General features: G+C 62.2%; 23 protein-coding genes and 1 pseudogene. 8 read left to right on the top strand and 16 right to left on the bottom strand.

Translation table 11 applies throughout. The features are described 5' to 3' along the window. The first annotated feature begins 9 nt into the window (after nt 1-9). Together ACMHLQ_RS17885 and ACMHLQ_RS17890 are read left to right on the top strand one after the other, a co-directional pair. The gene (locus ACMHLQ_RS17885; protein WP_415402054.1) at nt 10-651 is read left to right on the top strand and encodes a Type II secretory pathway, pullulanase PulA; all 642 of its coding nucleotides are present in this window, start codon (nt 10-12) and stop codon (nt 649-651) included. A 222-nt stretch (nt 652-873) separates the two neighbouring features. After that, the gene (locus ACMHLQ_RS17890) at nt 874-1,488 is read left to right on the top strand and encodes a Hint domain-containing protein (RefSeq protein WP_415402055.1); all 615 of its coding nucleotides are present in this window, start codon (nt 874-876) and stop codon (nt 1,486-1,488) included. A 128-nt stretch (nt 1,489-1,616) separates the two neighbouring features. On the opposite strand, the gene ACMHLQ_RS17895 is transcribed toward ACMHLQ_RS17890, so the two are convergent. Further along, nucleotides 1,617-2,345: a DUF4344 domain-containing metallopeptidase gene (locus tag ACMHLQ_RS17895; protein ID WP_415402056.1), complete on the bottom strand. Its 729-nt coding sequence runs from the start codon at nt 2,343-2,345 to the stop codon at nt 1,617-1,619. A 237-nt stretch (nt 2,346-2,582) separates the two neighbouring features. Here ACMHLQ_RS17895 and ACMHLQ_RS17900 point away from each other — a divergent pair, with 237 nt between their 5' ends. Then, nucleotides 2,583-3,239, top strand: coding sequence for a dimethylsulfonioproprionate lyase family protein (locus ACMHLQ_RS17900; protein WP_415402057.1), 657 nt, complete (start codon nt 2,583-2,585; stop codon nt 3,237-3,239). 85 nt (nt 3,240-3,324) lie between these two features. Here the strand turns inward: ACMHLQ_RS17900 and ACMHLQ_RS17905 are convergent, their stop codons facing one another. The 10 genes from ACMHLQ_RS17905 to ACMHLQ_RS17950 all read right to left on the bottom strand — a co-directional run bounded on the left by ACMHLQ_RS17905 (nt 3,325) and on the right by ACMHLQ_RS17950 (nt 13,844). Continuing rightward, nucleotides 3,325-5,523: a 3-hydroxyacyl-CoA dehydrogenase NAD-binding domain-containing protein gene (locus tag ACMHLQ_RS17905; RefSeq protein ID WP_415402058.1), complete on the bottom strand. Its 2,199-nt coding sequence runs from the start codon at nt 5,521-5,523 to the stop codon at nt 3,325-3,327. After that, a complete protein-coding gene (locus tag ACMHLQ_RS17910) occupies nt 5,505-6,461 on the bottom strand; it encodes a hypothetical protein (RefSeq protein WP_415402059.1) in 957 nt (318 codons plus the stop codon). Before ACMHLQ_RS17910 ends, ACMHLQ_RS17905 begins: the two co-directional genes overlap by 19 nt. A 24-nt stretch (nt 6,462-6,485) precedes the next feature. Next, entirely contained in the window at nt 6,486-7,697 is a 1,212-nt protein-coding gene (locus tag ACMHLQ_RS17915; RefSeq protein WP_415402060.1) for an acetyl-CoA C-acetyltransferase, read from the bottom strand. A 97-nt stretch (nt 7,698-7,794) separates the two neighbouring features. Continuing rightward, complete coding sequence (locus ACMHLQ_RS17920) at nt 7,795-8,427, bottom strand: glutathione S-transferase family protein (RefSeq protein WP_415402061.1); 633 nt, start codon at nt 8,425-8,427, stop codon at nt 7,795-7,797. Between the two features lie 307 nt (nt 8,428-8,734). Further along, complete coding sequence (locus ACMHLQ_RS17925; protein ID WP_415402062.1) at nt 8,735-9,892, bottom strand: acyl-CoA dehydrogenase family protein; 1,158 nt, start codon at nt 9,890-9,892, stop codon at nt 8,735-8,737. A 27-nt stretch (nt 9,893-9,919) separates the two neighbouring features. Continuing rightward, nucleotides 9,920-10,132 carry a hypothetical protein gene (locus ACMHLQ_RS17930; protein ID WP_076626669.1) on the bottom strand — a complete coding sequence of 71 codons (213 nt, stop codon included), beginning with the start codon at nt 10,130-10,132 and terminating at the stop codon, nt 9,920-9,922. 50 nt (nt 10,133-10,182) lie between these two features. Then, entirely contained in the window at nt 10,183-11,964 is a 1,782-nt protein-coding gene (locus tag ACMHLQ_RS17935) for an acyl-CoA dehydrogenase C-terminal domain-containing protein (RefSeq protein WP_415402063.1), read from the bottom strand. 28 nt (nt 11,965-11,992) lie between these two features. Next, complete coding sequence (locus ACMHLQ_RS17940; protein WP_415402064.1) at nt 11,993-12,394, bottom strand: MerR family transcriptional regulator; 402 nt, start codon at nt 12,392-12,394, stop codon at nt 11,993-11,995. 197 nt (nt 12,395-12,591) lie between these two features. After that, nucleotides 12,592-13,344: a hypothetical protein gene (locus ACMHLQ_RS17945; protein ID WP_415402065.1), complete on the bottom strand. Its 753-nt coding sequence runs from the start codon at nt 13,342-13,344 to the stop codon at nt 12,592-12,594. A 125-nt stretch (nt 13,345-13,469) separates the two neighbouring features. Next, nucleotides 13,470-13,844: a MerR family transcriptional regulator gene (locus tag ACMHLQ_RS17950; RefSeq protein WP_415402066.1), complete on the bottom strand. Its 375-nt coding sequence runs from the start codon at nt 13,842-13,844 to the stop codon at nt 13,470-13,472. 125 nt (nt 13,845-13,969) lie between these two features. On the opposite strand from ACMHLQ_RS17950, the gene ACMHLQ_RS17955 reads away from it, so the two are divergent. The 3 genes and pseudogenes from ACMHLQ_RS17955 to ACMHLQ_RS17965 all read left to right on the top strand — a co-directional run bounded on the left by ACMHLQ_RS17955 (nt 13,970) and on the right by ACMHLQ_RS17965 (nt 16,230). Then, on the top strand, nt 13,970-14,392 hold the full coding sequence (locus tag ACMHLQ_RS17955) for a PaaI family thioesterase (protein ID WP_415402067.1): 423 nt from the start codon (nt 13,970-13,972) through the stop codon (nt 14,390-14,392). Next, nucleotides 14,389-14,889, top strand: a complete 501-nt coding sequence (locus ACMHLQ_RS17960; protein WP_415402068.1) for a PaaI family thioesterase — start codon at nt 14,389-14,391, stop codon at nt 14,887-14,889. The genes ACMHLQ_RS17955 and ACMHLQ_RS17960 overlap by 4 nt, the downstream gene beginning before the upstream one ends. A gap of 10 nt (nt 14,890-14,899) precedes the next feature. Continuing rightward, nucleotides 14,900-16,230: pseudogene (locus ACMHLQ_RS17965) on the top strand (MATE family efflux transporter). 52 nt (nt 16,231-16,282) lie between these two features. Here the strand turns inward: ACMHLQ_RS17965 and ACMHLQ_RS17970 are convergent. The 3 genes from ACMHLQ_RS17970 to ACMHLQ_RS17980 are packed head-to-tail and all read right to left on the bottom strand — an operon-like array spanning nt 16,283 to nt 18,092. Further along, entirely contained in the window at nt 16,283-17,326 is a 1,044-nt protein-coding gene (locus ACMHLQ_RS17970) for a quinone-dependent dihydroorotate dehydrogenase (protein ID WP_415402069.1), read from the bottom strand. After that, nucleotides 17,323-17,751, bottom strand: a complete 429-nt coding sequence (locus ACMHLQ_RS17975) for a DUF1330 domain-containing protein (protein WP_415402070.1) — start codon at nt 17,749-17,751, stop codon at nt 17,323-17,325. Before ACMHLQ_RS17975 ends, ACMHLQ_RS17970 begins: the two co-directional genes overlap by 4 nt. Beyond that, nucleotides 17,748-18,092: a DUF952 domain-containing protein gene (locus ACMHLQ_RS17980; RefSeq protein WP_415402071.1), complete on the bottom strand. Its 345-nt coding sequence runs from the start codon at nt 18,090-18,092 to the stop codon at nt 17,748-17,750. The genes ACMHLQ_RS17975 and ACMHLQ_RS17980 overlap by 4 nt, the downstream gene beginning before the upstream one ends. 141 nt (nt 18,093-18,233) lie before the next feature. Between ACMHLQ_RS17980 and ACMHLQ_RS17985 the strand changes: the two genes are divergently transcribed. Together ACMHLQ_RS17985 and ACMHLQ_RS17990 are read left to right on the top strand one after the other, a co-directional pair. Continuing rightward, nucleotides 18,234-19,793: a bifunctional metallophosphatase/5'-nucleotidase gene (locus ACMHLQ_RS17985; protein WP_415402072.1), complete on the top strand. Its 1,560-nt coding sequence runs from the start codon at nt 18,234-18,236 to the stop codon at nt 19,791-19,793. 167 nt (nt 19,794-19,960) lie between these two features. Continuing rightward, nucleotides 19,961-20,641 carry an SOS response-associated peptidase gene (locus tag ACMHLQ_RS17990; protein WP_415405311.1) on the top strand — a complete coding sequence of 227 codons (681 nt, stop codon included), beginning with the start codon at nt 19,961-19,963 and terminating at the stop codon, nt 20,639-20,641. Here ACMHLQ_RS17990 and ACMHLQ_RS17995 read toward each other — a convergent pair. Both ACMHLQ_RS17995 and ACMHLQ_RS18000 read right to left on the bottom strand, forming a co-directional pair. After that, nucleotides 20,638-20,985: a hypothetical protein gene (locus tag ACMHLQ_RS17995; RefSeq protein ID WP_415402073.1), complete on the bottom strand. Its 348-nt coding sequence runs from the start codon at nt 20,983-20,985 to the stop codon at nt 20,638-20,640. The genes ACMHLQ_RS17990 and ACMHLQ_RS17995 overlap by 4 nt on opposite strands. A gap of 98 nt (nt 20,986-21,083) precedes the next feature. Beyond that, on the bottom strand, nt 21,084-21,971 hold the full coding sequence (locus ACMHLQ_RS18000; RefSeq protein WP_415402074.1) for a LysR substrate-binding domain-containing protein: 888 nt from the start codon (nt 21,969-21,971) through the stop codon (nt 21,084-21,086). Nucleotides 21,972-22,045: the final 74 nt, after the last annotated feature.

Below are 22,045 nucleotides of genomic sequence, written 5' to 3' on the forward strand. Positions count from 1 at the left end.
GGTGGGCGCATGATCCTGAGCCTTGGCCGCAGATACGTCTTTATCCACGCCCCCAAGACGGGCGGCACTGCCATGGCCCTCGCGCTGGAAGGGCGGGCGATGAAGGATGACATCATGCTGGGCGACACGCCCAAGGCGCGCAAACGGCGCCACAAGGTCAAGGATGCACAGACACGCGGGCGGCTGTGGAAACACTCGACACTGGCGGATATCGACGGGCTGGTGCCATCCTTGGACGGTCTGTTTGCCTTTACGCTGGTCCGCAACCCGTGGGACCGGATGGTCAGCTATTATCATTGGCTGAAGGATCAGCGTTTTGACCACCCGGCGGTGGCCCTGGCGCAACAGATGCCGTTTGCTGAGTTTGCATGCGCAGGGCAGGTGCGGGCCTCGATGCAGGCGAGCCCGGCGCGGATGTACATGACCGATGCCGCCGGGGTCGAGCGCTGCAATCTTTACATCCGCCTCGAAGCGCTGGACCGCGATGCCGCTCCGCTCTGGGATCATCTGGGGTTCAGGTTGGATATCCCACATGCCAATGCCTCGGACCGGGCCGCGGATTATCGCAGCTACTATACGGATGCGGCCCGCGCCGCCGTGGCCGAGGCCTGCGCGGAAGACATAGATAGATTCGGCTACAGCTATGATTGAGACGCACTGACCAGCATTTACCGTGCATTTGTTGCGAGTTTTTCTAAAGTTTTCGCGATACCCGATGATTGTACGTCGCACCGGCAACAGTGCCCGATTTCTGCCCAGATCACGACCCGTCTCTGCCCCGGGAATCACCCCAAGTGGTTTCAGGAAACGCAACCGGCGCACCTGCAACGCGCTGTCACCATGGGGATGGATGAGATGTTTGGATGGAAGACAATGACCGCGCCGCGCCGCATGGCCGATGTATCTGCCGCCTGCGACGGTTCCGTGATGAGCACACGCGGCCTGCTGGCCGGCACCCGGATTGCCACGGCCATGGGCTGGCGCGCAGCCGAGGCGCTGGCACCGGGCGATATGGTGCTGACCTTTGACAATGGCCTGCAAGCCCTGGTCGATGTGCGGCGCGAAACGTTCTGGGTCGCCGACATGATGGCCCCTGCGGCCTACGCCTCCGTGATGGTGCCAGCCGGTGCCCTGGGCAACTCCGAAGAACTGGAACTGCTGCCGGATCAGGGGGTGTTGATTGAGAGCGACGCCGCCTGCGACGCACAAGGCGACCCCTTTGCGGTGATGGCGGCGAAACTGCTGGTGGGATATCGCGGCATCGCGCGCGTTGCCCCGCGCGCGCAGGTCGAAATCATCACGCTGATCTTTGCGACCGAGCAGGTGATTTATGCCGAAGGTGGCGCGCTGATCCATTGTCCGCGCACGCATTTCGCATTGGACGAACTGGGCGGCGAGATGGGCGGCTACGATGTGATCCCGGCCCGCAACGCACCGTTCATCGTCGAATGCATGAAAGTCGAAGATCAGATCGGCATGGCTGCCTGATCCTCACCCTTTTGCCAGTTTGGCGCGCGACCTGGAGGCGCGCGCCTGCCCCCTCTGCGCTCGGCTGTAACGGTTCGCCGGCTGTCCCGCCCCCAACATCGGGGCAGTGGCCGGGTGCAGGGGCAAGTTCAGCCCTTGTCAAGGCGGCGCGCCTGATCCTCGAACCGGTCGATCAGCGCGTCGCAGAGCAGGATGCGGCGGCCGTTGCGTTCCCATCCCGCCCCTTCATCGCAGTGATCAATGTGCAGCGTGATCTGCGAATGCCAGTCGATGCCGCTCAGCAGCCCGTAGACGATGCGGGTGACGTCGCTTTCTTCCATCACAGTTTTCCACGGACCGTCCCCAAAGATCACTGCGACTTCGGTGATCCGTGCATCCGGCGGCATGGCAAGCGGGGCGAGGATGCGTCGCCAGGACCGCGCGATCTCGCTGGAGGTGTCGCGGCACGCGCTGGCCTCGTTTGCCGTCATGCCGAATTCCTGTGCCATGGCCTGGTGCCGTTCGGGGTCGAGCCCGTAGAGAAAGCACAAGGTGTAGCCGGCGCGCCGGGCATCGTCGGGATACTCGCTGAACTCGGTCTCGTCGTCGCCTTCGAGCAACAAAGACTGGTAGCGCGCGCGCACGATATCCCCGACCCGGTCGGGAAAGGCGCGGTGCAGCATGTAGGTGGCGAACTGATCTGCCGCGATCTCTTCGTTGGCAAGGACGGGCAGATCGAATTCGCGGATCACGGCGTGGCCCATTTCGTGGGTCAGCACGTGCAACAGGACATTTTCGCTGAATGTGCTGAGGGCAGACTGGGCCTGTGCTGCAAGGGCCCAACCGGACAGGGCCAAGACCATCAAGATGCGTTTCATGGCGTCATCCTTTGCGTGTCACGGTGTGGCTCATGTCTAGGGTCGCCAATGTGCATGGCGCAACGGCGTGTGCCCAATCGGGCGGAATGCTGCCAAGGGGGAAAGGGTGCGCGCTATGCCAAGCATTTGTGCATCGGGACAGGGCATGCCCCCTGCGGCGTTGCTGTCCCATTGCGTCCGAAGTCGAATAGCGCCATGTCACCCGGAGCTCGAATCCGCACCAAGGCAGGCACATAGATGTCCCCGATTTCCCGACTGTCCGATCATCCCGACTGGATCTACATGCTGCGCGACAGCTACGACTTTTACCGCCGCACTTCAGCGGGTGGCAGCGCCAAGATCCGCAGCCATCAGCGCACCGTGCGCGAGCGGATCAATCGTGTGCTCAAGGCCAATGCCGAAGTGCGTTTCACCGAGCCGCAAAGCAAGCCTGTGACCAGCCACCTCAACCGCGCCCTCGACAATGGCCGGATGGAGCGGCACGCGCCCTTCATCCGCTCGATTGAGGCGATCCGCAGCACGCTGACCTGGCAGTATGGCTATGAAAAGGTGCCGCGCGGGCTGGAACGCAAGTTTGCCTATGCCGAACTGGCAGGCCCCAGCGGTCCGGTGATCACCAACGAAGTGATCCTGGGGTTGGTGTTGTTTGCGCCCGGTTGCACCTATCCAGCGCACGCCCATGCGGGCATTTCCGAAAGCTACATCTGCCTGTCTGGTGCTGTGTCCGAGAATGATCAGGGCGTGTACGGCCCCGGTTCGCTGATCTTCAACCCGCCAGAAACCTTGCACAGGATCACGGTTGCCGATTTTCACCCGGCCCTGTTGTTATATGCGTGGGAAGGCAGCCAGGAAGATCTGGCCAACCAGAAGATGGTGTTTACACGCAAGTCCTGAGGCGAGAAAAACGTTTTAAATCATAGTAATACAGAAAGGCCTCGCGATTTGCGAGGCCCTTTTGCTTTGGTTGCGGCAATGTGGATCAGGCCGCTGCGGCGTCTTTGGGCTCGAACCGGCCATAGAATGTCTGGTTCTTCTCGGCCATCTCGCGCAGCAGGGCGGGGCATTTGAACCGCTCGCCATACTTGGCTTCGAGCTGGTCGCAGCGCTCGGCCGCGTAAGGCGCGCCGATGATGTCGAGCCAGGACAGCGGGCCGCCCGACCAAGGTGCGAAACCCCAGCCCAGGATTGCGCCCACGTCACCCTCACGGATGTCCATCAGCACGCCTTCTTCCAGCGCACGCACCGCTTCGAGCACTTGCGAGAACAGCAGGCGGTGCTGCACTTCGACCACCTCGGGCTGATCATCCGCCAGCGGGTATTTCACGTTCAGACCGTCCCAGAGGCCGATGCGCTTGCCCTTTTCGTCATAGCTGTAAAAGCCCGCGTTGGCCTTGCGCCCCAGCCGCCCTTCGGCCTCAAGCCAGAAGATCAGATCATCAGCGCCCGACTTGGGATAGTCATCGCCCATGGCCGCCATCGTGGCACGCGCGATCTTGGCGCCCAGATCGATCGCCGTCTCGTCCGTCAACTGCAGCGGACCCAGCGGCATGCCGACCAGTTTGGCCGCGTTTTCGATCAGGGCTGGTTCGACCCCTTCGGTCACCATCCGCGCGCCTTCGTTCACATACGGAATGATGCAACGGTTGGCGTAGAAGAAGCGGGCGTCGTTCACAACGATGGGCGTCTTGCGGATCTGGCGCACGTAGTCGAGCGCCTTGGCCACCGCGCGGTCGCCGGTCTCCTTGCCCTTGATGATCTCGACCAGCAGCATCTTTTCGACGGGCGAGAAGAAGTGGATGCCGATGAACTGTTCCTGGTTTTTCGATGCCTTGGCCAGTTCCGAAATCGGCAGGGTCGAGGTGTTGGAGGCAAAAATGCAATCTTCGGGGATCACGGCTTCGACCTTGGCGGTGATGTCCGCCTTGACCTTGGGGTCTTCGAACACCGCTTCGATGATCAGATCGCAGCCTTTGAGCGCGTCCAGATCAGGCGTGGGCGTGATGCGCGCCAGCAGGGCGTCGGCCTTTTCCTGCGTGACCTTGCCGCGCGACATGCCCTTTTTCAGGTAGGCCTCGGAATAGGATTTTCCCTTGTCTGCCGCCTCCTGGTCACGGTCGATCAGCACCACTTCGATGCCGGCCTGGGCCGAGACGAGGGCGATGCCCGCGCCCATCAGGCCCGCGCCCAGAACGCCGAGTTTATTGACCCGCTGATCGGGGATGCCTGCGGGGCGCACGGCACCTTTTTCCAGCGCTTCCTTGTTGAGGAAGAGCGAGCGGATCATCGCACCGGACGAGGGGTTCATCAGCACGTTGGTGAACCAGCGCGCCTCGATCTTGAGCGCGGTGTCGAAGGGCACAAGCGCGCCTTCGTAGACAGCACTCAGCAGGGCCTTGGCGGCGGGGTAGACGCCTTGCGTCTTGCCGTTGACCATCGCGGCCGCGCCAACAAAGGTCATGAAGCCAGCGGGGTGATAGGGCGCACCGCCGGGCATTTTGTAGCCCTTGGCGTCCCATGGTTTCACGAGGTCCGCGTCGGATGCGTTCAGCACCCATTCGCGTGCGGCGGCAACCGGATCATCCACCACTTCATCCACCAGCGTGCCCTTGGCCTTGTCCGGGCTCAGCATCTTGCCCTCAAGCAGCAGGGGCGAGGCACCCATCGCGCCCAGTTTGCGCACAAGCCGCGTGGTGCCGCCCGCGCCGGGGAAGATGCCGACCATGATTTCTGGCAGGCCGACCTTGGCCTTGGGGTTGTTGGCGAGGAAAATGCGGTGCGTGGCCAGCGGCAGTTCCAGACCGATACCAGCGGCGGTGCCGGGCAGGGCGGCCGCAATCGGCTTGCCACCCTTGTTGGTCTTGGGGTCCATGCCTGCGCGTTCGATCTTGCGCAGCAGGCCGTGCATTTTCATCGTGCCCTCGAACAGGCCCTTGGCCGGGTTGTCGCCTGCGTCTTCCTTCATCTTGGCCAGCAGGTTCAGATCCATGCCCCCCGCAAAGGTGTCCTTGCCCGAGGTGATGACCACGCCCTTGACCGCATCATCGGCCAGCACGTCGTCGATCAGGTCATTCAGGGTTTCCAGACCTTCCAGCGACATCACGTTCATGGATTTGTCGGCGACATCCCATGTGATCGTGGCAATGCCGTCGGCATCCTTGTTCAGTGTAAAGTCGGCCATGATTTGGTCCTTTCTTGGATTTCTCGATGCGTCAGCAGGGCCTCTGTCGGCTCTGGCGCGGTGTAGGGGAATGTGTCGTTCGAGATCGCGTTGGTGACGTGTTTCAGTTTCCACTGAACGCCGTCACGACGTAGGATCATACGGGATTTGATGGGGGCGAGGGTCGGTGCGCCGCCCTTTTGGAAGGTGGTATCGTGGTAGCCGCAAATCAGGTCGGCACCCAGAAACTGCGCGCTTTCGGCATGACGCGCAAAGCTGTCCGCAGTGTCCCCCGAGATCAGGTCAACCGTCATCTCGAAAAACGGGCGCACATCCTCCGGAGTGTGGATCGTGGTGTCGATGTGATCGCTGTGCGATGCGTAAGGCAGGTCGCAAAGCGCGCAATAGCCGTCAAAGTCATTCTGCAGTGTCGCCGCTGTCAGCTTGTCCAGAAACGCCTGGTAGAGCGCTATGGGCGTTGCCGACGTGCGGCGCACATCATTGGCTTGCGGCGGGGAAGGCAGACCCCCGGTTTCGCTGACGCGCAGCAGATCGAAGGGCCACTTGAGCGCATAGAGGCTGCTTTCCTCTTCGATCATGCGCCACGTGTCGCCATACCGCTGCAGGACAAGACGGTTGTCATAGCTTGGCACCATCGCGGCACCATTGCGCAGGGCGTGGGTCACGTAGTGGCCTTGGATGTAGTCATCGTTCAGAAATTCTGCTTCGGTGACGAGGCGGATGAACTGGTTGACCCCAAGCGCGTGCAAGGATCCGGTGAAGGCCGTGCTGCCGCGTTGGAAGTCTGCCTCGGTCTCCACGATTACTTCGACTCCGGTCATGATCTGGCGGCAAGGGAGGATGACCGTCTCTCTCAGGCGCGCGACGTCGCCGGCAAGCAAAGCGCGCGACTGAATGTCGAGCACGTCCTGCAGCACTGTCATGGCGTCTTCGAGCATGGCGGTCTTCCTCCCCGTACGCGCTCAGACCCGTTCGATGATGGTGGCCGCACCCATGCCGGACGCGATGCAGAGCGTGGCAAGCCCCACCTCTTTGTCCGCGCGCTCAAGCTCGTCCAGCAGGGTGCCGATGATCATCGCGCCCGTCGCCCCCAGCGGGTGGCCCATGGCGATGGAGCCGCCGTTCACGTTGACCTTGTCGTGGTCCACGTCAAAGGCCTGCATGAAGCGCAGCACGACGGAGGCAAAGGCCTCGTTCACCTCGAACAGGTCGATGTCCTTGATGTCCATGCCGTTGTCCTTGAGGATCTTTTCGGTCACGGGCACGGGGCCGGTCAGCATGATGGTCGGGTCGGTCCCGATCTTGGCGGTGGCGCGGATCCGGGCGCGGGGTTTGAGGCCCCATTTCTCACCGAACTCCTTGTTGCCGATCAGCACGGCGGCCGAGCCGTCCACGATACCGGACGAGTTGCCAGCATGGTGGATGTGGTTGATCCGCTCAAGGTGGGGGTACTTCATCAGTGCGACCTTGTCGAAACCGGGCATGACCTCGCCCATGGCCTGGAAGGCCGGGTTCAGACCGCCGAGCGACTGCATGTCGGTCTGCGGGCGCATGTATTCGTCGTGATCCAGAATGGTGAGGCCGTTCACGTCCTTGATCTCGATCACCGATTTGGCAAAGCGGTTGTCGTCCCATGCGGCCTTGGCACGTTGTTGGGAGGCCATGGCCAGCTGGTCAGCATCGTCGCGGGTAAAGCCGTACTCGGTGGCGATGATGTCGGCGCTGATGCCTTGGGGGACGAAATAGGTGTCCATGGCGATGCTCGGGTCTGCTGCGATGGCGGCCCCGTCGCTGCCCATGGCCACGCGGCCCATCATCTCGACACCACCGGCGATGTAGGCATCACCGGCACCACCCTTGACCTGGTTGGCGGCCAGGTTCACAGCCTCCATGCCGGACGCGCAGAAACGGTTGATGGCGAGGCCAGGGATACGCTCATCAAGGTCCGAGGCCAGAACGGCAGAGCGGGCCAGACAGCCGCCCTGTTCCATGACCTGTGTGACGTTGCCCCAGATCACGTCCTCGACCGCGTGGCCGTCGAGGTTGTTGCGCTCCTTGATGGCGTTCATCGTGAGGGCGGAGAGGCGCAGGGCGGTGACCTCGTGTAGCGATCCGTCCTTGCGGCCCTTGCCGCGGGGCGTGCGCAGCGCGTCGTAGATATAGGCTTCGGTCATGATGTTCGTCCTTTTGCCAATGGCGTGTTCTTTGATCCCTAGGTGAGATAGACCACTCGGTCTAATCAAGGGTGACGTTGCGGCGCTTCACGTAAACTTAGGCCCGATCAGCGGGAGAGCCGGGCATGAGGTCATAAGGGGCCTTCCAGCCGGGCGTGTCCGAGACATTGGTCAGCCAGCGGTCAATATTGGGCCAATCCGCGCGGTCAAAGCCGAAGGGTTCGGGATAGAAAAGGTAGCCACAACAGCTGAGATCCGCATTGGTCAGGCCGTCGCCCACGATCCAGTCGCGCCCTTCGAGATGTGCGTTCAGCACGGTATAGGCGCCCTTGAGGCGGCCCTGGTTGAACGCGATGACCTCTTGGGGGCGTTTGTCCTCGGGCAGGAAGTTCATCAGAAAGCGCGTCATGCCGCACATTGAGGAGAGCTTGTGATTGTCCCACAGAACCCAGCGCAGCACTTCATAGCGGTCATCGCCGTCCCCGCCGAACTTGCCGGTCTTGTCAGAGACGTATTGTTGGATGACACCGGACTGGCTGATCTTGCGGTCGCCGTCGACCAGCAAAGGCGCTTCTCCCATCGTATTGAGCGCCCGGTATTCGTCGGAGCGTGACGCACCACCGAAAAAGTCGACAAAGACCGGTTCCCAATCGAGAACTGATAGCTCAAGCGCCAGCGCGGCCTTGTAGGAGTTCCCGCTTTCGCCAAAGCAGTGCAATTTAAGGGTCATGGATGCGGGCCTTTCCGGTCGTGAGATTTGAGAGGGTAGGACCGGTGGGTTTCACACCCCCGGACCCCCCGTGGAGTTTAACTGGCAAGATGAAGTTGGATTGATTCATCAAGCATTAAGGTTAACGCGTCTAGTTTGATCGGGCATGGCAGGCTGGAGAGCTGCGCCATGTGCAAGGTGAAGCCCCAACGTCCCGCTGTCACAGGCTGGATGGCGGGGTGGATCTTGCACCCTGATCCAGTCTTCATCTTGCCAGGAAAACTCCCCCCGGAGGGCCGGTCTGCTGCAATCACCGCGGCTGGCAGCATCAGAACGCCCTCGCAATCAGCTCTTTCATGATCTCGTTGGTGCCGCCGTAGATGCGTTGCACCCGTGCATCCGTCCACATGCCGCCAATGTCGTAATCCTGAGTGAACCCGTAGCCGCCGTGCAGTTGCAGGCATTCATCCAGCACCCAGGCTTGTGTGTCCGTCGTCCAGTATTTGCACATCGCCGCCTTGTCGACGGTGAGTGCCCCGCTCAGATGCTCGGCCATACACTCGTCAAAGAAGGATCGGCTGACCATGGTCCTCGTTTTGGCCTCGGCCAGTTTGAACCGGGTGTTCTGGAATTGCAGGAGGTTGCCGCCAAAGGCCTCGCGTTCCTTGCAGTAGGCGAGCGTTCGCTCGACGGCACCTTCCATCGCACCGACCGCTGCGCAGGCAATGACCATACGCTCCTGCGGCAGTTGCTGCATCAGTTGGTAGAACCCTTGCCCTTCGGCCCCACCTAGGATGTTTTCAGGCGCGATTTCCACGTTGTCAAAAAACAGTTCGGACGTGTCAGAGGCGTGCATCCCGATCTTGTCGAGGTTGCGGCCCCGTTCGAAACCCTCCGCACCGTCGGTTTCGACCACCACCAGTGAGACACCCTTTGATCCCAGCGACGGGTCTGTCTTGGCCGCGACCACGATCAGGTTGGCGTGCTGGCCGTTGGTGATGAAGGTTTTGGAACCTGTCAGCTTGTAGGCGTTGCCGTCCTTGATTGCGCGGGTCTTGATCGCCTGCACGTCCGACCCGGTCGAGGGCTCGGTCATGGCAAGCGCGCCGACCAACTCGCCTGTGACCAACTTGGGCAGCCAGCGCTGTTTCTGATCTTCGGTGCCGTAGGCGAGTACGTAATGTGCTACGATGCCGGAGTGGATGCCGTGGCCCCAACTGGCGAGGTTGGCGCGCGACGCTTCGATCAGGATCGCGGCCTCATGGCCGAAATCGCCGCCCGCGCCGCCGTATTCTTCGGGGATCGAAGGGCAAAGCAGGCCGAGTTCGCCCGCTTGGGTCCAGGTCGACCGGTCCATCTCGCCCTGTTTGCGCCAGCGTTCTAAATGGGGGGCCCATTCGTTGGTGATGAATTGCGCCGTCATGTCGGCGATCATCTGATGTTCGTCGCTCATCCAGCCCGTGGCCGGTGTGTCCAGATCTTTCATATCTCTCCTCCCCAGAAGAAGATGCGATCAGCGTTTGCGCGCCTCCAACTCGGAATTGAACAGCCGCAGGCGGGCCGTCAGGTTTTCCTCGTTCATCACGCTATCGAAATTTTCGAACAGGAACGACAGCGCCTCGCCCTCGTCCAGACCCGCATCGGCGGCAAACCGCTTGAGGCGGCGATAGCCGTCCTCGGTCATCGCAACCGGAAAGCGGCGGGTCAGGCGAAAGCGTTTGGGCATAAGCGTTCCCTCAAGAAACTAGGGTGGGCAATTTGCCCACCCTAGCGAGTTTAGAAGTTTGCCGCTTCCAGCGCCATCACTGTGTCCCCACCCGACTGGATGCGCGTCAGGTGCAGCGATGTGGCGGGCAATTGGCGCGCCATGTAATAGCGACCCGTCGCCAGCTTGGTCTCGTGGAACTCCGGGTCCGACGTGCCGCCCGCCAGTGCTGCGCGCGACGCCTTGCCCATCCGCGCCCACATCAGGCCCAGGCAGACGTGGCCGAACATGTGCATGAAGTCGTAAGACCCGCTCAGCGCGTTGTTCGGGTTCGTCATGCCGTTCTGCATGAAGTACATGCCAGCGGCTTGCAGATCCTTGGATGCGGCTTTCAGCGGCTCGAGGAATTCGGCGTCATAGGCCTCGTCCTGACCGGCGTTTTCCTTGATGAAGCTTTTGACCAGATCAAAGAACGCCATCACGTGCTTGCCACCGTCCTGCGCCAGCTTGCGTCCCACGAGGTCCAGCGCCTGCACGCCGTTTGCGCCTTCGTAGATCATCGCGATCCGGGCATCGCGGGTGTATTGCGACATGCCCCATTCCTCGATGTAGCCATGACCGCCATAGACCTGCTGGGCCTTGATGGTGTTGTCGTAGCCGACGTCGGTAAGGAAGCCCTTGATGATCGGCGTCAGCAGCGACACGATGCCGTCCGCATCCTTGTCACCGGCGCGGTGCGCGGCGTCGATCATGGTCGCCCCCCACAGGATGAAGGCGCGCGCGCCTTCGGCGAACGACTTCTGGTCCATCAGCGACCGGCGGATGTCGGGGTGCACGATCAGTGGATCGGCCGGGCCGTCGGGGTTCTTCGTACCCGTCACGTCGCGCCCTTGCAGGCGGTCCTTGGCGTAGTCCAGCGCGTTCTGGTAGGCGACCTCGGCCTGGGACAGGCCCTGCATGCCGACGCCCAGACGGGCTTCGTTCATCATGGTGAACATGGCGCGCATGCCCTTGTGCTCTTCGCCAATCAGGTAGCCCACGGCACCGTCATAGTTCATCACGCAGGTGGAGTTGCCGTGAATGCCCATCTTTTCTTCGATATTGCCCACGGCGACACCGTTGCGTGCGCCAAGCGAGCCGTCTTCGTTCACGAGGAACTTCGGGACAATGAACAGAGACACGCCTTTGATCCCCTCGGGGCCGCCGACGATCTTGGCCAGCACGAGGTGGATGATGTTGTCGGCCATGTCGTGTTCACCAGCCGAGATAAAGATTTTCTGGCCGGAAATCTTGTAGCTGCCGTCGTCCTGCGGCTCTGCCTTGGTGCGCATCAGGCCCAGATCGGTACCGCAATGCGGTTCGGTCAGGTTCATGGTGCCGGTCCATTCGCAGGACACCATCTTGGGCAGGTAGGTTTCTTTCTGCTGCTGCGAGCCGTGCGCGAGGATGGCCGAGGCCGCGCCGTGGGTCAGGCCCTGGTACATGGTGAAGGCCATGTTGGCCGACGAAAACATCTCGCCCACAGCCGTCCCGATGACGTAGGGCATGTTCTGGCCGCCGAACTCTTCGGGCATGTCCAGACCGGGCCAACCGCCTTCTTTCACCTGTTCGAATGCGTCCTTGAACCCGGTGGGGGTGTAGACGACTCCGTTTTCCAACCGGCAGCCTTCCTTGTCACCCACGACGTTCAGGGGGGCCAACACTTCGGAGGTCAGCTTGCCTGCTTCTTCAAGGATGGCAGAGGTGAAATCGGCTTCAAGCTCGTCATAGCCGGGGATGTCGGCGCCGGTCACGTTCAGCACATCGTGCAGGATGAATTGCATGTCTTTGGTGGGGGGCGTGTAGCTTGGCATAAGTCTCTCTCCCTAGGTCTTCCGGCGCTTACTCAGCAGCCTTTTTCGTCACATTCATTGAGGCGATCATCTTCTCACCCCATTTCAGCTGATCCTTGAGGTCGTCGATGGCCTCGTTCAACTCGTCGCGCTGGCTTTCCATGTCGGCAAGCCGGTCGCGCGCAATCTCGTAGGTGCGTGCCAGTTGGGTCTGTTGCTGGTCGCCCATGTCGTATAGGTCCAGCAGCTGGCGGATCTCTTCCAGGCTGAAGCCAAAGCGCTTGCCGCGCAGGATCAGCTTGAGCCGCGCGCGGTCGCGTTTGGTAAACAGGCGCTTCTGGCCCTCACGGATCGGGAACAGCAGTTCCTTGGCCTCGTAAAAGCGCAAAGTCCGTGGGGTAACGTCATAGGCGTCACACATTTCACGGATGGTCATTGTTTTCTCGTTCATCGGATCACTCGCATATCCCGTTGCGGTCACGACATGGGGGAGGGACGGATTCGATGCAACCACGAGATGACGTTGACGTAAGTTGTACGTTGCGTCACTTCTCAGGTTGACGTGTTTGTGTGCTACGTCAAGCGGCGCTGAAGCCGATTCAGTAGCGCCGCGTCAGCGCAAAAGCAGACCAGCGCATGCGCGTTCAGTTACCAAGTTGCCGCTGCATCCGGGTCGGGTGCGCCCTGTTCCGAAGCCATCCACATGCGGTCAATCGCGTCGAGGTGGTCAGCACAAAACCGGGTCTCGGCTTCCCAGTACCGCCCGGACTCCACGAAATAGCCAAGCCGCTCTTCGTAGTCGCGCACGCGTTGGAAGGCATCCGCATCCGGCATCACGGGCGGCAGGCGCCGTTTGCCGATGTCTTCGACAGATATGGCGGGAAAGACGAGGCGGCTGTCACCAAAGGGCGCGCGAACGCAGGCACATCCCTGATTGGCCGCATGATACATCAGGCGGGCCGACTTCGCTTCGAGGCTGCGCAAGGTGATGTCGTCGCGCAAAGGGTCCGCCGCACCGGTCCCGTAGAAATGCGCGTTGCCTTGCGTGGGATAGACCATATCGCAGCCGAAATAGACCAAGGTTGTCGGGCGCAGGACGGCCAGCGCCCAATAGCCGGCGGTAAAGGCCATCGTGGCCCCGGCATAGACGATGCCGCCATACTGGTTGTTGGCGGGGACATAGTCGGCGGGGCCGATCAAGGCCTGGCCTGTGTCGACCGCATTTGGCCTGCGTTGGGCCGGAAAGTCATCCGGGGCGATGTGGTAATCCCAGTCGTCGCGCACACTCCAGGCGTTGTTGATGGCGACGATGGCGGACAGCTTCGATTTCGGCAGGGCGATACAGTCCGGCGCGTTGGGGGCGCTGCCCAGGATCAGGACCGTCTTGGGGGTCATCGTCATCTCTTGGGCCGCTCTTGTCGTTCCGCCTGCAGTGCCCAAGGTGTAGGACGCGCGCGGCGCAGGTCAAACGCAAGCGGGTGATGGGCGGCATCTGTCAGCCCAACGCAACGGTGCCTTGGCGGGCCTCAGCCGTCGTCCAGTTCGGTCGCCACGCTGTCGCGCAGGTCCTGCAACTCGTCTATCGCCTCGTCCAGTTGCGCGCGCTGCACATCCAGTTCCTTCAGCTGTCCGTCGGCGAGTTCGATCCAGGCGCGCATCTGCGCCTCCGTGCCCTCGTGCTCGTAGATCATGAGCCATTGGCGGATGTCCTCAAGCTGGAAGCCGAACTTGCGACCCCGCAGGATCAGCTTCATCCGGGCACATTCGCGCGGGCCGTAAAACCGTGATCGCCCCTCGCGGTCGGGCTGCAACAGCTCGATGTATTCGTAGTAGCGCAGAGTGCGCGGAGTTACATCGAACTGCGCGCACATCTCTTTGAAGCTCAAGCGTTCTTCTGCCATGGCTTTGCGTGTCTCCATCCCTGATCAAAGCCTACGTTGGGTTGTGGACAAGAGCAACAGGCGGCTTGCCCCACGCCAGTACCGGCCCCATAAAGTGATGAAGACCAGCAAGGAAACCGCCCAGCATGTCTGATCAACTCAAGCTTGCCCGCCAGTTTATCGAGGCAATTCCGCATTCGCGTGATCTGGGCATGGAGTTGACGGAAATGGGTGCGGGCGAGGCGGTAATCACCATGCCCTACGATCCGCGCCTGATTGGCGATCCGGAAACGGGTGTGATCAGTGGCGGGGCCGTATCGGCCCTGATGGACACCTGTTGCGGGGCAGCGGTGATGAGCCACCCGGACAACAGCGGCGGCACAGCGACCCTCGATTTGCGTATCGACTACATGCGCGCTGCCACCCCCGGCCAGGCGATCACGACCCGCGCGCATTGCTATCACGTGACCCGCTCGGTCGCTTTTGTGCGCGCCACGGCCTGCGACGACGATGCCGACAATCCCGTGGCAACGGCCACGGGCGCCTTCACGGTGGAGGGCAAGCGATGAAACGCCCCGAGCCAGTTCAGGTCGTCAAACAGCGCCGCGATGCGGCCCTTGCCGCACTCGTGGGCCACGTGCCCTACATTCAGTATCTCGGCATGACCTTTGATCGGCGCGGGGATGAGCTGACCGGCGTGCTGCCTTTTGATGAAAAGCTGATCGGCAACCCGATGCTGCCTGCGCTGCATGGGGGCGTCACGGCAGCCTTTCTGGAGGTCACGGCCATCATCACGCTCAGTTGGTCCTACCTATGGGAGGATATCGAGGCCGGGTCGCTCGACTTTGATCCCGGCGGCATGCCCACGCTGCCGCGTGTCCCCAAAACGGTGGATTTCTCGGTCGACTATCTGCGTTCAGGCCTGCCACGCGATGCCTATGCGCGGGCGCGCATCAACCGGTCGGGCCGACGCTATGCCTCGGTCCATGTCGAGGGCTGGCAGGACAATCGTGCGCGCCTGTTCGCGCAAGGCACCGGGCATTTCGTCATGCCGCAGCGTCGGTGATATGCCTGTGATGGAGGCGCAGGCCCCAACCACGCCGCCCGCGCCGTTGACCCATCGCCGGGTGCTCAAGATCGCCCTGCCTATCGTGTTGTCAAACGCCACCGTGCCGATCCTTGGCGCGGTCGATGTGGGCGTTGTCGGGCAGATGGGCGAAGCGGCCCCCATCGGTGCGGTCGCCATGGGTGCGATCATCCTGTCCACGATCTACTGGATTTTCGGCTTTCTGCGCATGGGCACGGTGGGCCTTGTTGGTCAGGCGGCCGGGGCGGGGGATGACGATGAGGTCTCTGCCTGGCTCACACGTGCGATGCTGGTGGCGGCGGCGGGGGGCTTGGCCTGATCCTGCTGCAGGTCCCGATCTTCTGGGCCGCATTCCAGCTTTCTCCGGCCAGTGACGAGGTTGAAAGCCTCGCGCGCTCTTACCTGTTCATCCGCATCTGGACGGCGCCTGCGGCCATCGCCGTCTATGCGTTGACCGGCTGGCTTGTCGCGATGGAGCGGACGGGCGGTGTGTTCTGGGTGCAGTTGGTGATGAACGGCATCAACATCGTGCTCAACTTTGTCTTTGTGCTGGGGTTCGGCTGGGGGGTCGAAGGGGTTGCCTATGCCACGGTGATTGCCGAAGTGACAGGCGCAGCGCTGGGCATCTACCTGTGTCGTGCAGCCCTAGATCGGCCCGCATGGCGCGACTGGGCGCGTGTGTTTGACCGGGTCAAGCTGGTGCGCATGGCGCTGCTCAACACCGACATCCTGCTGCGCTCGGCCATGCTGATGGTGATTTTTTCCAGCTTCGTATTCATCGGAGCCCGCTTTGGGGATGTGACGCTGGCGGCGAACGAGGTGCTGATCCAGTTCATGTATATCACGGCCTATGCAATGGACGGCTTCGCCTTTGCCGCCGAAACGCTGATCGCGCGGGCCTATGGACGGGGTGACCCTGCCCGTGTGCGTCGTTCGGCCATCATGACCAGCACCTGGGGCATGGTGATTTGCGCCACGACTGCGCTTGCCTTTCTGCTGGCCGGGCCGTGGCTGATCGACCTTATGGCCAAGGATGTCGATGTGCAGATTGAGGCGCGTGCCTACTTGTGGTGGATGGTGGCCGCCCCGCTGGTGGGCTGCGCGGCGTGGATGTTCGACGGCATCTTTATCGGCGCTGCGCGGGGCCGGGACATGCGCAACATGATGGCGATATCCTTTGCGATCTACTGGGTGGCGATTTTCGTGCTTTTGCCGATCATGGGCAATCACGGGCTGTGGGCGGCGCTGCTGATCTCTTTCGCTGCGCGTGGGCTGACCCTGGGGGCCCGATATCCCGCGTTGGAACGTGCGGCAGGGTGATGTGCCGGGGGCCAGCCCCCGGACCCCCGTGGTATTTCCGGTCAGAAGAAACCTAAAGCCAGTCTTGCGCACCGGTTCCCACGGCTTCGGCCACCGACTGGAACCCGTCCTGTTTCAGTTGCACATCCAGCCCGTGGGCGATGCGCGCGGCAAGGCTGAGCCCACCGTAAACAAGCCCGGTATAGAGTTGCACCGCCGAGGCGCCCGCCCGGACCTTGGCATAGGCATCGCGCGCATTCGACACACCGCCCACGCCGATCAGCGGCACATTGGTCAGACTATTCAGCTTGGCCAGAACGCGGGTGGATTTTTCGAACAGCGGCTGGCCGGACAGCCCGCCCTTTTCGCCCGCATGCTTGCTGCGCAGCCCGTCGCGATCCAGCGTCGTGTTCGTGGCGATGATGGCACTGATGTGCGCATCCTCGGCCACTTTGGCTATGTCGGCGAGGTCCTGATCGGTGAGGTCGGGCGCGATTTTGAGGAAGACCGGGATGCGCCCGCGCACCTGCATCACCCCGTCGAGCAGGGCGGCCAGCGCCATAGGCCCCTGCAGGTCGCGCAGTTTTTCGGTGTTGGGGCTGGAGACGTTGACGGTGGCAAAATCGATATGTGGCGCGCAGTGTTGCAGGACGCGCGCAAAGTCTTCGGCCCGGTTGGCACTGTCCTTGTTGGCGCCGAGGTTCAGACCGACGGGCACGCCCTTGGGGCGTTTGGCGAGGCGCAACTCAATCGCCTCCATCCCGTCATTGTTGAAACCAAAGCGGTTGATGGCGGCGTGATCTTCGTTGAGGCGGAAGAGGCGCGGTTTGGGATTGCCGGGCTGGGGGAGGGGCGTGGCGGCCCCGACTTCGATCCAGCCGAAACCGGCGCGCGACAGGGGGGCGATGGCCGTAGCATTCTTGTCAAATCCCGCGGCAAGACCCACGGGATTGGGCAGATCCATACCCGCCAGCGTGGTTTTCAACCGGGCGCTGGTCACGGGCCCAGGCAGTGGTGCAAACGGCGTGTGCGTCGCCTTGAGCGCGAGCGCGTGCGAGGTTTCCGGGTCAAGGCGGCCCAGGGCGGCCATGCCCAACTGTTCGATCATCTGCTTCATCCGAACCTGTCCTCACCTTGCGCGGGTGCGCAGCGGATCAGGCGAGAGGTTTTGACAGCGGCCTGACGGTGAACAACGGCGCGCTGATAGTCGGGGTCGGACACCATGGCGAGGAAGGCGTGCGCAGTCGGGTACCGCGCGATGAAGACCGCGTCCCAACTTTCGTCCGCCGGGCCGATGAGCATGGTTTGAAAACCGCCGCGCCACAGGATACTGCCGCCAACCTTTTCGAGGACCGGGCCGGAATGCTTGCCATAAAGCGCATAGGCTTGCGCCCCGGTGAGGCCATCACGCGCCAGTTCGTGATCGCCGGGATAGTTGGCGAGGTCGCGAAAGGCCACGAGGTTCAGCATCTCGATCGGCTGATCCCGGTCCAGGTTCTTGAAGGCCTCGAATTGCGCGCGGGTCGGGTCTACGTGGCTCATGCGAAACCGGCCCCGGCCGGGAATTGGTGCGCGCCGTCGACAAGGGGTAGTGGTTGCGCCCAGTGCACGTCTGCCAGCTGCATTTCGCGGTAAAGATGCGGGAATTCTGCCCCGCCGCGCGACACTTCCCATTTCAAGGCATCGCCCAAGGTGTCTGCGTCCACAGCGATCAGGAACAGATCGTCCTGGCCTGCGAAATGCTTGGCGGCTGTTTCCGCCGCCTGGGCAGCGGTCGAGAAATGGACGTAGCCATCTGCTACGTCGATGGGCGCGCCGGGCGTGGAGCCGTTTTCGCGCAAACTCGCCCATTCCGGGGCGCGGAAAATCTTGTAAATCAGCATGGCCCCCTGATGCCGATTGCCTGTCTAACGGTCAAGTGCGCGCTGTCACGCATCCGTTGCGTCAGCCAGCTAGAATCGTCTTTGACTCCGACAGCTGATTGTTGTCACGTACCTGTCATAATCAACATGGGAGACCCCAAGATGACCCGATTTCTGATGGGCGCGTCCGCTCTTGCGATCAGCGCAGGCAGCGCGATGGCCGACTACACCCTGACCATCCTGCACACCAACGACATGCACAGCCGCATTGAGTCGATCAACAAGTACGACTCGACTTGCAACGCGGAAGGCGAAGCCGAGGGCAGCTGCTTTGGCGGTGTGGCCCGGGTCAAGACGGCCATCGATCAGACGCTGGCGCAGCTCGACAACCAGAACGTGGTGGTGCTGGATGCGGGCGATCCATTCCAGGGCTCGCTGTTCTACACGACGTACAAGGGCGCGGCCGAGGCCGAGTTCATGGAGCAGATGAACTATGACGTAATGGCCGTGGGCAATCACGAATTCGACGACGGTCCAGAGGGGCTGGCCGCCTTTGTGGATTCCGTGACGTTCCCGGTGATTTCCGGCAACCTAGACCTGTCCTCGTCCGATCTGCTCAAGGACAAGGTGGAAAACCACGTCGTTCTCGAGGTCGGGGGCAAGAAGATTGGCGTGATTTCAGCGCTGGCCGTCGACACGGTTGAGACCTCAAGCCCGGGCCCGGATGTCGTGTTCCAGGATGAGATCGACGCGCTGGCGGCAGATGTGGCGACGCTGGAGGCCGAAGGGGTCGACATCATCATCGCCCTCAACCACGTGGGCCTGACCAAGGACCTCGCCATTGCCGAAGCGGTCCCCGGCATTGACGTGGTGATCGGCGGGCACAGCCACACGCTGATGTCCAATGACGACGAGGGCACACCTGCCTATCCGACCATGGTTGGCGACACGCCGGTGGCGCAAGCCTATGCTTACACCAAATATCTGGGTCAGTTGACCGTCACCTTTGACGATGCGGGCAATGTAACTGCGGCGTCAGGCGATCCGATCCTGCTGGATGCCTCATTTGTTCCCGACGAGGCCTTCACAGCCCGCATCGCTGAAATGGGCGCGCCCATCGAAGAGATGAAGACGCGCGTTGTGGCTGAGGCCGCGGATGTCATTGAGGGTGACCGTTCGGTCTGCCGTGCCATGGAGTGTTCCATGGGCTCGCTGATTGCCGATGCGATGCTGGACCGGGTCAAGGATCAGGGGATCGAGATCGCGATCCAGAACGGCGGCGGCATCCGCGCGTCGATCGATGGGGGGCCTGTGACCATGGGCGAAGTGCTGACCGTGCTGCCCTTCCAGAACACGCTGTCGACATTCCAGGTGACGGGGGAAACCATCCTCGCCGCGCTTGAAAACGGTGTGAGCCAGATCGAGGAAGGCGCAGGCCGCTTCCCGCAAGTGGCGGGCATGAGCTACGCCTTTGATGCGTCCAAGCCCGCGGGCGAGCGTGTGAGCGACGTGATGGTGGGCGGTGCGCCGCTGGATGCGGCCAAGCTGTATGGTGTGGTGTCCAACAACTACGTGCGCAATGGCGGCGATGGCTATGCGATGTTCAAGGATGCTGAGAATGCCTATGACTATGGCCCCGATCTGGCGGATGTGACGGCAGAGTTCCTGGCCGCCCAAGGGCCTTTCACACCATACACCGACGGTCGTATCACGGTGAAGTAATCTCCGCAGGCGCACCAAGAGGTGCGCCTTACACGCGATCACGGCGCCCTGCCTGCGACATGCCAGGTGGGGCGCTTTTTTATTTGAAACGGCGCTGGGTGCAGGACACCTGCACCTTACCCGTTAACGGCTTGCCAGTCCGCATGCGTATGCGCATGCTCATGCGCATGTGTGGACGGTTCGCCATCACCTTGCCCCAGGATGCGATGGCGCAGTTGTTCGCGGCGACACCGGCCAACGATTTGCCGGACGTGCCCAATTACAATGTCTGCCCGACAAACGCCGTTCACTTGGTGACGGCCCAGGACGGGCAACGCCGCTTGGGCGCCATGCGGTGGGGGTTCATTCCCCACTGGTACAAAAAACCAAACGATGGCCCCTTGCTGATCAACGCACGCGCCGAAACCATTGCGGACAAGCCTGCCTTTCGCACGGCCTGTCGCACGCGGCGGGCCGTGATCGTGGCCAGCGGCTTTTATGAATGGACACGGGACGGTGAGACGCGACTGCCCTGGTACATCACCCGCAGTGACGGTGCGCCACTGGCCATGGCAGCCATCTGGCAGTCCTGGGGCACGCAAGAGGGCGAGCTGCGCACCGCCGCGATTGTCACTACGGGCGCGAATGCGCCAATGTCGGCCATCCATCACAGGATGCCGGTCGTTCTGGACCAAGGCGACATAGGGCTATGGCTGGGAGAACAGGGCAAAGGGGCCGCCACGCTGATGCGGGCCGCCCCTGACGACATGCTGGTCTGGCACCGGGTGGACCGGACGGTGAATTCGAACCGCGCGTCCGGGCCCGAGCTGATCGCGCCCCTGACGACGTCAGACGAAGACTTGGATTAGTCCAGCGGCGCGTCGGAGTAGCTCATGTTGCCCTGGATGACATAGGCACCGTTTTCGTCCGTCAGATCCTTGTTGTAGAAGGTCTTTTGAACGCCGGAGCCGATCACCTTGGTCGCCGTGGCATTGTTGGAAATCGGGCCGAGTTCCCAGTTGTCATTCTTGGCGATGATGGTGTGGGTTGCGCCCGACACGTTCTCGAAATGAACTGTATCGCCCTCATCAATGTAGGTGATGGCCGGGAAATATGCATCCGGCAGGATCAGGATCGTATGCTCGGCCGTGTGGGCTGCCGTCGCGGACATCAGCGTTGCGGCAGCGGCCAGAATGGTAATCGTGCGCTTCATGGCGACACTCCTCGTTGCTTGTTTCGGCCCCACCGAAAGACAGAATCATCTCTGGCATGTATCGCCGTCCAATGGGGCGGAAATGGGGCAATCGGGCGTCAGCCGTTTGACACTTGGGTCGAAAGCCACGTGCGGAACGAGGCGAGGCTGGGCGGCACGGGGCGATCTGCGGGCCAGACGAGGTAGTAGTCGCCGATGCTTTTCCCGGATCCGGGCGCGGCCACGACCAGGGCGCCGCTGTTCAGGTGCGGCTCTGCCACGAAGGTGGGTAAAAGAGCGATACCAAGGCCGTGAATGGCCGCTTGCGCCATGGTCGAAAACTGATCGAACACCATGCCCGCACTGTCGGGCGCCGGAAGGCCCTGCGCCGCAAACCAGCGCGCCCAGGCGCGGGGGCGGGTGTCGAGATGCAACAGGGGTTGGGTGCGCAGCGTCTCTGGCCCAGTGATCTTCGCCAGCATGCCGGGGGCCGCAACGGCCACCACGGTTTCCGGCATCAAGGCCAGGTAATCCGCCCCCGGCCAGTCGCGCCGTCCGAAATGGATGGCGGCATCAAAGGCCTGCGTGCGAAAATCAAAGGGGGCCAGGCGGGTCGACAGGTTCACGGTGACCTCAGGGTGGGCGGCGGCAAAATGCGCCAGGCGTGGGGCGAGCCAGTGCATGCCGAAAGCGGGCAGAATGGCGAGGTTGAGCGCGCCGCCTTTCGGGTTGGCCCCCGCCGCGACAGAGGCGGAGCCGAGACGGTTCAATACATCGCGCACCTGTTCAACATAGCCGCGCCCGACCGGGGTCAGGACCAGACTGCGGCCCTGACGTGCAAATAGCTGCGCGCCGATCTGATCTTCGAGCGTCTTGAGTTGGCGGCTGATCGCGCTTTGGGTCAGGGACAGTTCTTGCGCTGCCGCCGTGGCCGAGCCGAGCCGCGCAGCCGCTTCGAATGCCAGCAGCGCAGGAATGGACGGCAGGTAACGACGGTGGGCGAACATATGAGTTTTCCTCATGTATTACAGGACAAGCCATCGTTAGAAGTTCCCCCCGTTCTCTGCAATACTGCGCCCCA

The sequence above is a fragment of the Tateyamaria algicola genome, assembly GCF_047715485.1.
In the GTDB taxonomy this organism is placed as follows: domain Bacteria; phylum Pseudomonadota; class Alphaproteobacteria; order Rhodobacterales; family Rhodobacteraceae; genus Tateyamaria.

Coding starts and splice junctions, on each gene's coding strand:
- ACMHLQ_RS17885 (WP_415402054.1), top strand. CDS start 10: ATGATCCTGAGCCTTGGCCGCAGATACGTCTTTATCCACGCCCCCAAG.
- ACMHLQ_RS18000 (WP_415402074.1), bottom strand. CDS start 21,971: ATGTTCGCCCACCGTCGTTACCTGCCGTCCATTCCTGCGCTGCTGGCA.
- ACMHLQ_RS17995 (WP_415402073.1), bottom strand. CDS start 20,985: ATGAAGCGCACGATTACCATTCTGGCCGCTGCCGCAACGCTGATGTCC.
- ACMHLQ_RS17920 (WP_415402061.1), bottom strand. CDS start 8,427: ATGACCCTTAAATTGCACTGCTTTGGCGAAAGCGGGAACTCCTACAAG.
- ACMHLQ_RS17895 (WP_415402056.1), bottom strand. CDS start 2,345: ATGAAACGCATCTTGATGGTCTTGGCCCTGTCCGGTTGGGCCCTTGCA.
- ACMHLQ_RS17905 (WP_415402058.1), bottom strand. CDS start 5,523: ATGGCCGACTTTACACTGAACAAGGATGCCGACGGCATTGCCACGATC.
- ACMHLQ_RS17970 (WP_415402069.1), bottom strand. CDS start 17,326: ATGAAGCAGATGATCGAACAGTTGGGCATGGCCGCCCTGGGCCGCCTT.
- ACMHLQ_RS17915 (WP_415402060.1), bottom strand. CDS start 7,697: ATGACCGAAGCCTATATCTACGACGCGCTGCGCACGCCCCGCGGCAAG.
- ACMHLQ_RS17980 (WP_415402071.1), bottom strand. CDS start 18,092: ATGCTGATTTACAAGATTTTCCGCGCCCCGGAATGGGCGAGTTTGCGC.
- ACMHLQ_RS17975 (WP_415402070.1), bottom strand. CDS start 17,751: ATGAGCCACGTAGACCCGACCCGCGCGCAATTCGAGGCCTTCAAGAAC.
- ACMHLQ_RS17930 (WP_076626669.1), bottom strand. CDS start 10,132: ATGCCCAAACGCTTTCGCCTGACCCGCCGCTTTCCGGTTGCGATGACC.
- ACMHLQ_RS17910 (WP_415402059.1), bottom strand. CDS start 6,461: ATGCTCGAAGACGCCATGACAGTGCTGCAGGACGTGCTCGACATTCAG.
- ACMHLQ_RS17935 (WP_415402063.1), bottom strand. CDS start 11,964: ATGCCAAGCTACACGCCCCCCACCAAAGACATGCAATTCATCCTGCAC.
- ACMHLQ_RS17890 (WP_415402055.1), top strand. CDS start 874: ATGACCGCGCCGCGCCGCATGGCCGATGTATCTGCCGCCTGCGACGGT.
- ACMHLQ_RS17955 (WP_415402067.1), top strand. CDS start 13,970: ATGTCTGATCAACTCAAGCTTGCCCGCCAGTTTATCGAGGCAATTCCG.
- ACMHLQ_RS17945 (WP_415402065.1), bottom strand. CDS start 13,344: ATGACGATGACCCCCAAGACGGTCCTGATCCTGGGCAGCGCCCCCAAC.
- ACMHLQ_RS17985 (WP_415402072.1), top strand. CDS start 18,234: ATGACCCGATTTCTGATGGGCGCGTCCGCTCTTGCGATCAGCGCAGGC.
- ACMHLQ_RS17940 (WP_415402064.1), bottom strand. CDS start 12,394: ATGAACGAGAAAACAATGACCATCCGTGAAATGTGTGACGCCTATGAC.
- ACMHLQ_RS17925 (WP_415402062.1), bottom strand. CDS start 9,892: ATGAAAGATCTGGACACACCGGCCACGGGCTGGATGAGCGACGAACAT.
- ACMHLQ_RS17950 (WP_415402066.1), bottom strand. CDS start 13,844: ATGGCAGAAGAACGCTTGAGCTTCAAAGAGATGTGCGCGCAGTTCGAT.
- ACMHLQ_RS17900 (WP_415402057.1), top strand. CDS start 2,583: ATGTCCCCGATTTCCCGACTGTCCGATCATCCCGACTGGATCTACATG.
- ACMHLQ_RS17990 (WP_415405311.1), top strand. CDS start 19,961: ATGTGTGGACGGTTCGCCATCACCTTGCCCCAGGATGCGATGGCGCAG.
- ACMHLQ_RS17960 (WP_415402068.1), top strand. CDS start 14,389: ATGAAACGCCCCGAGCCAGTTCAGGTCGTCAAACAGCGCCGCGATGCG.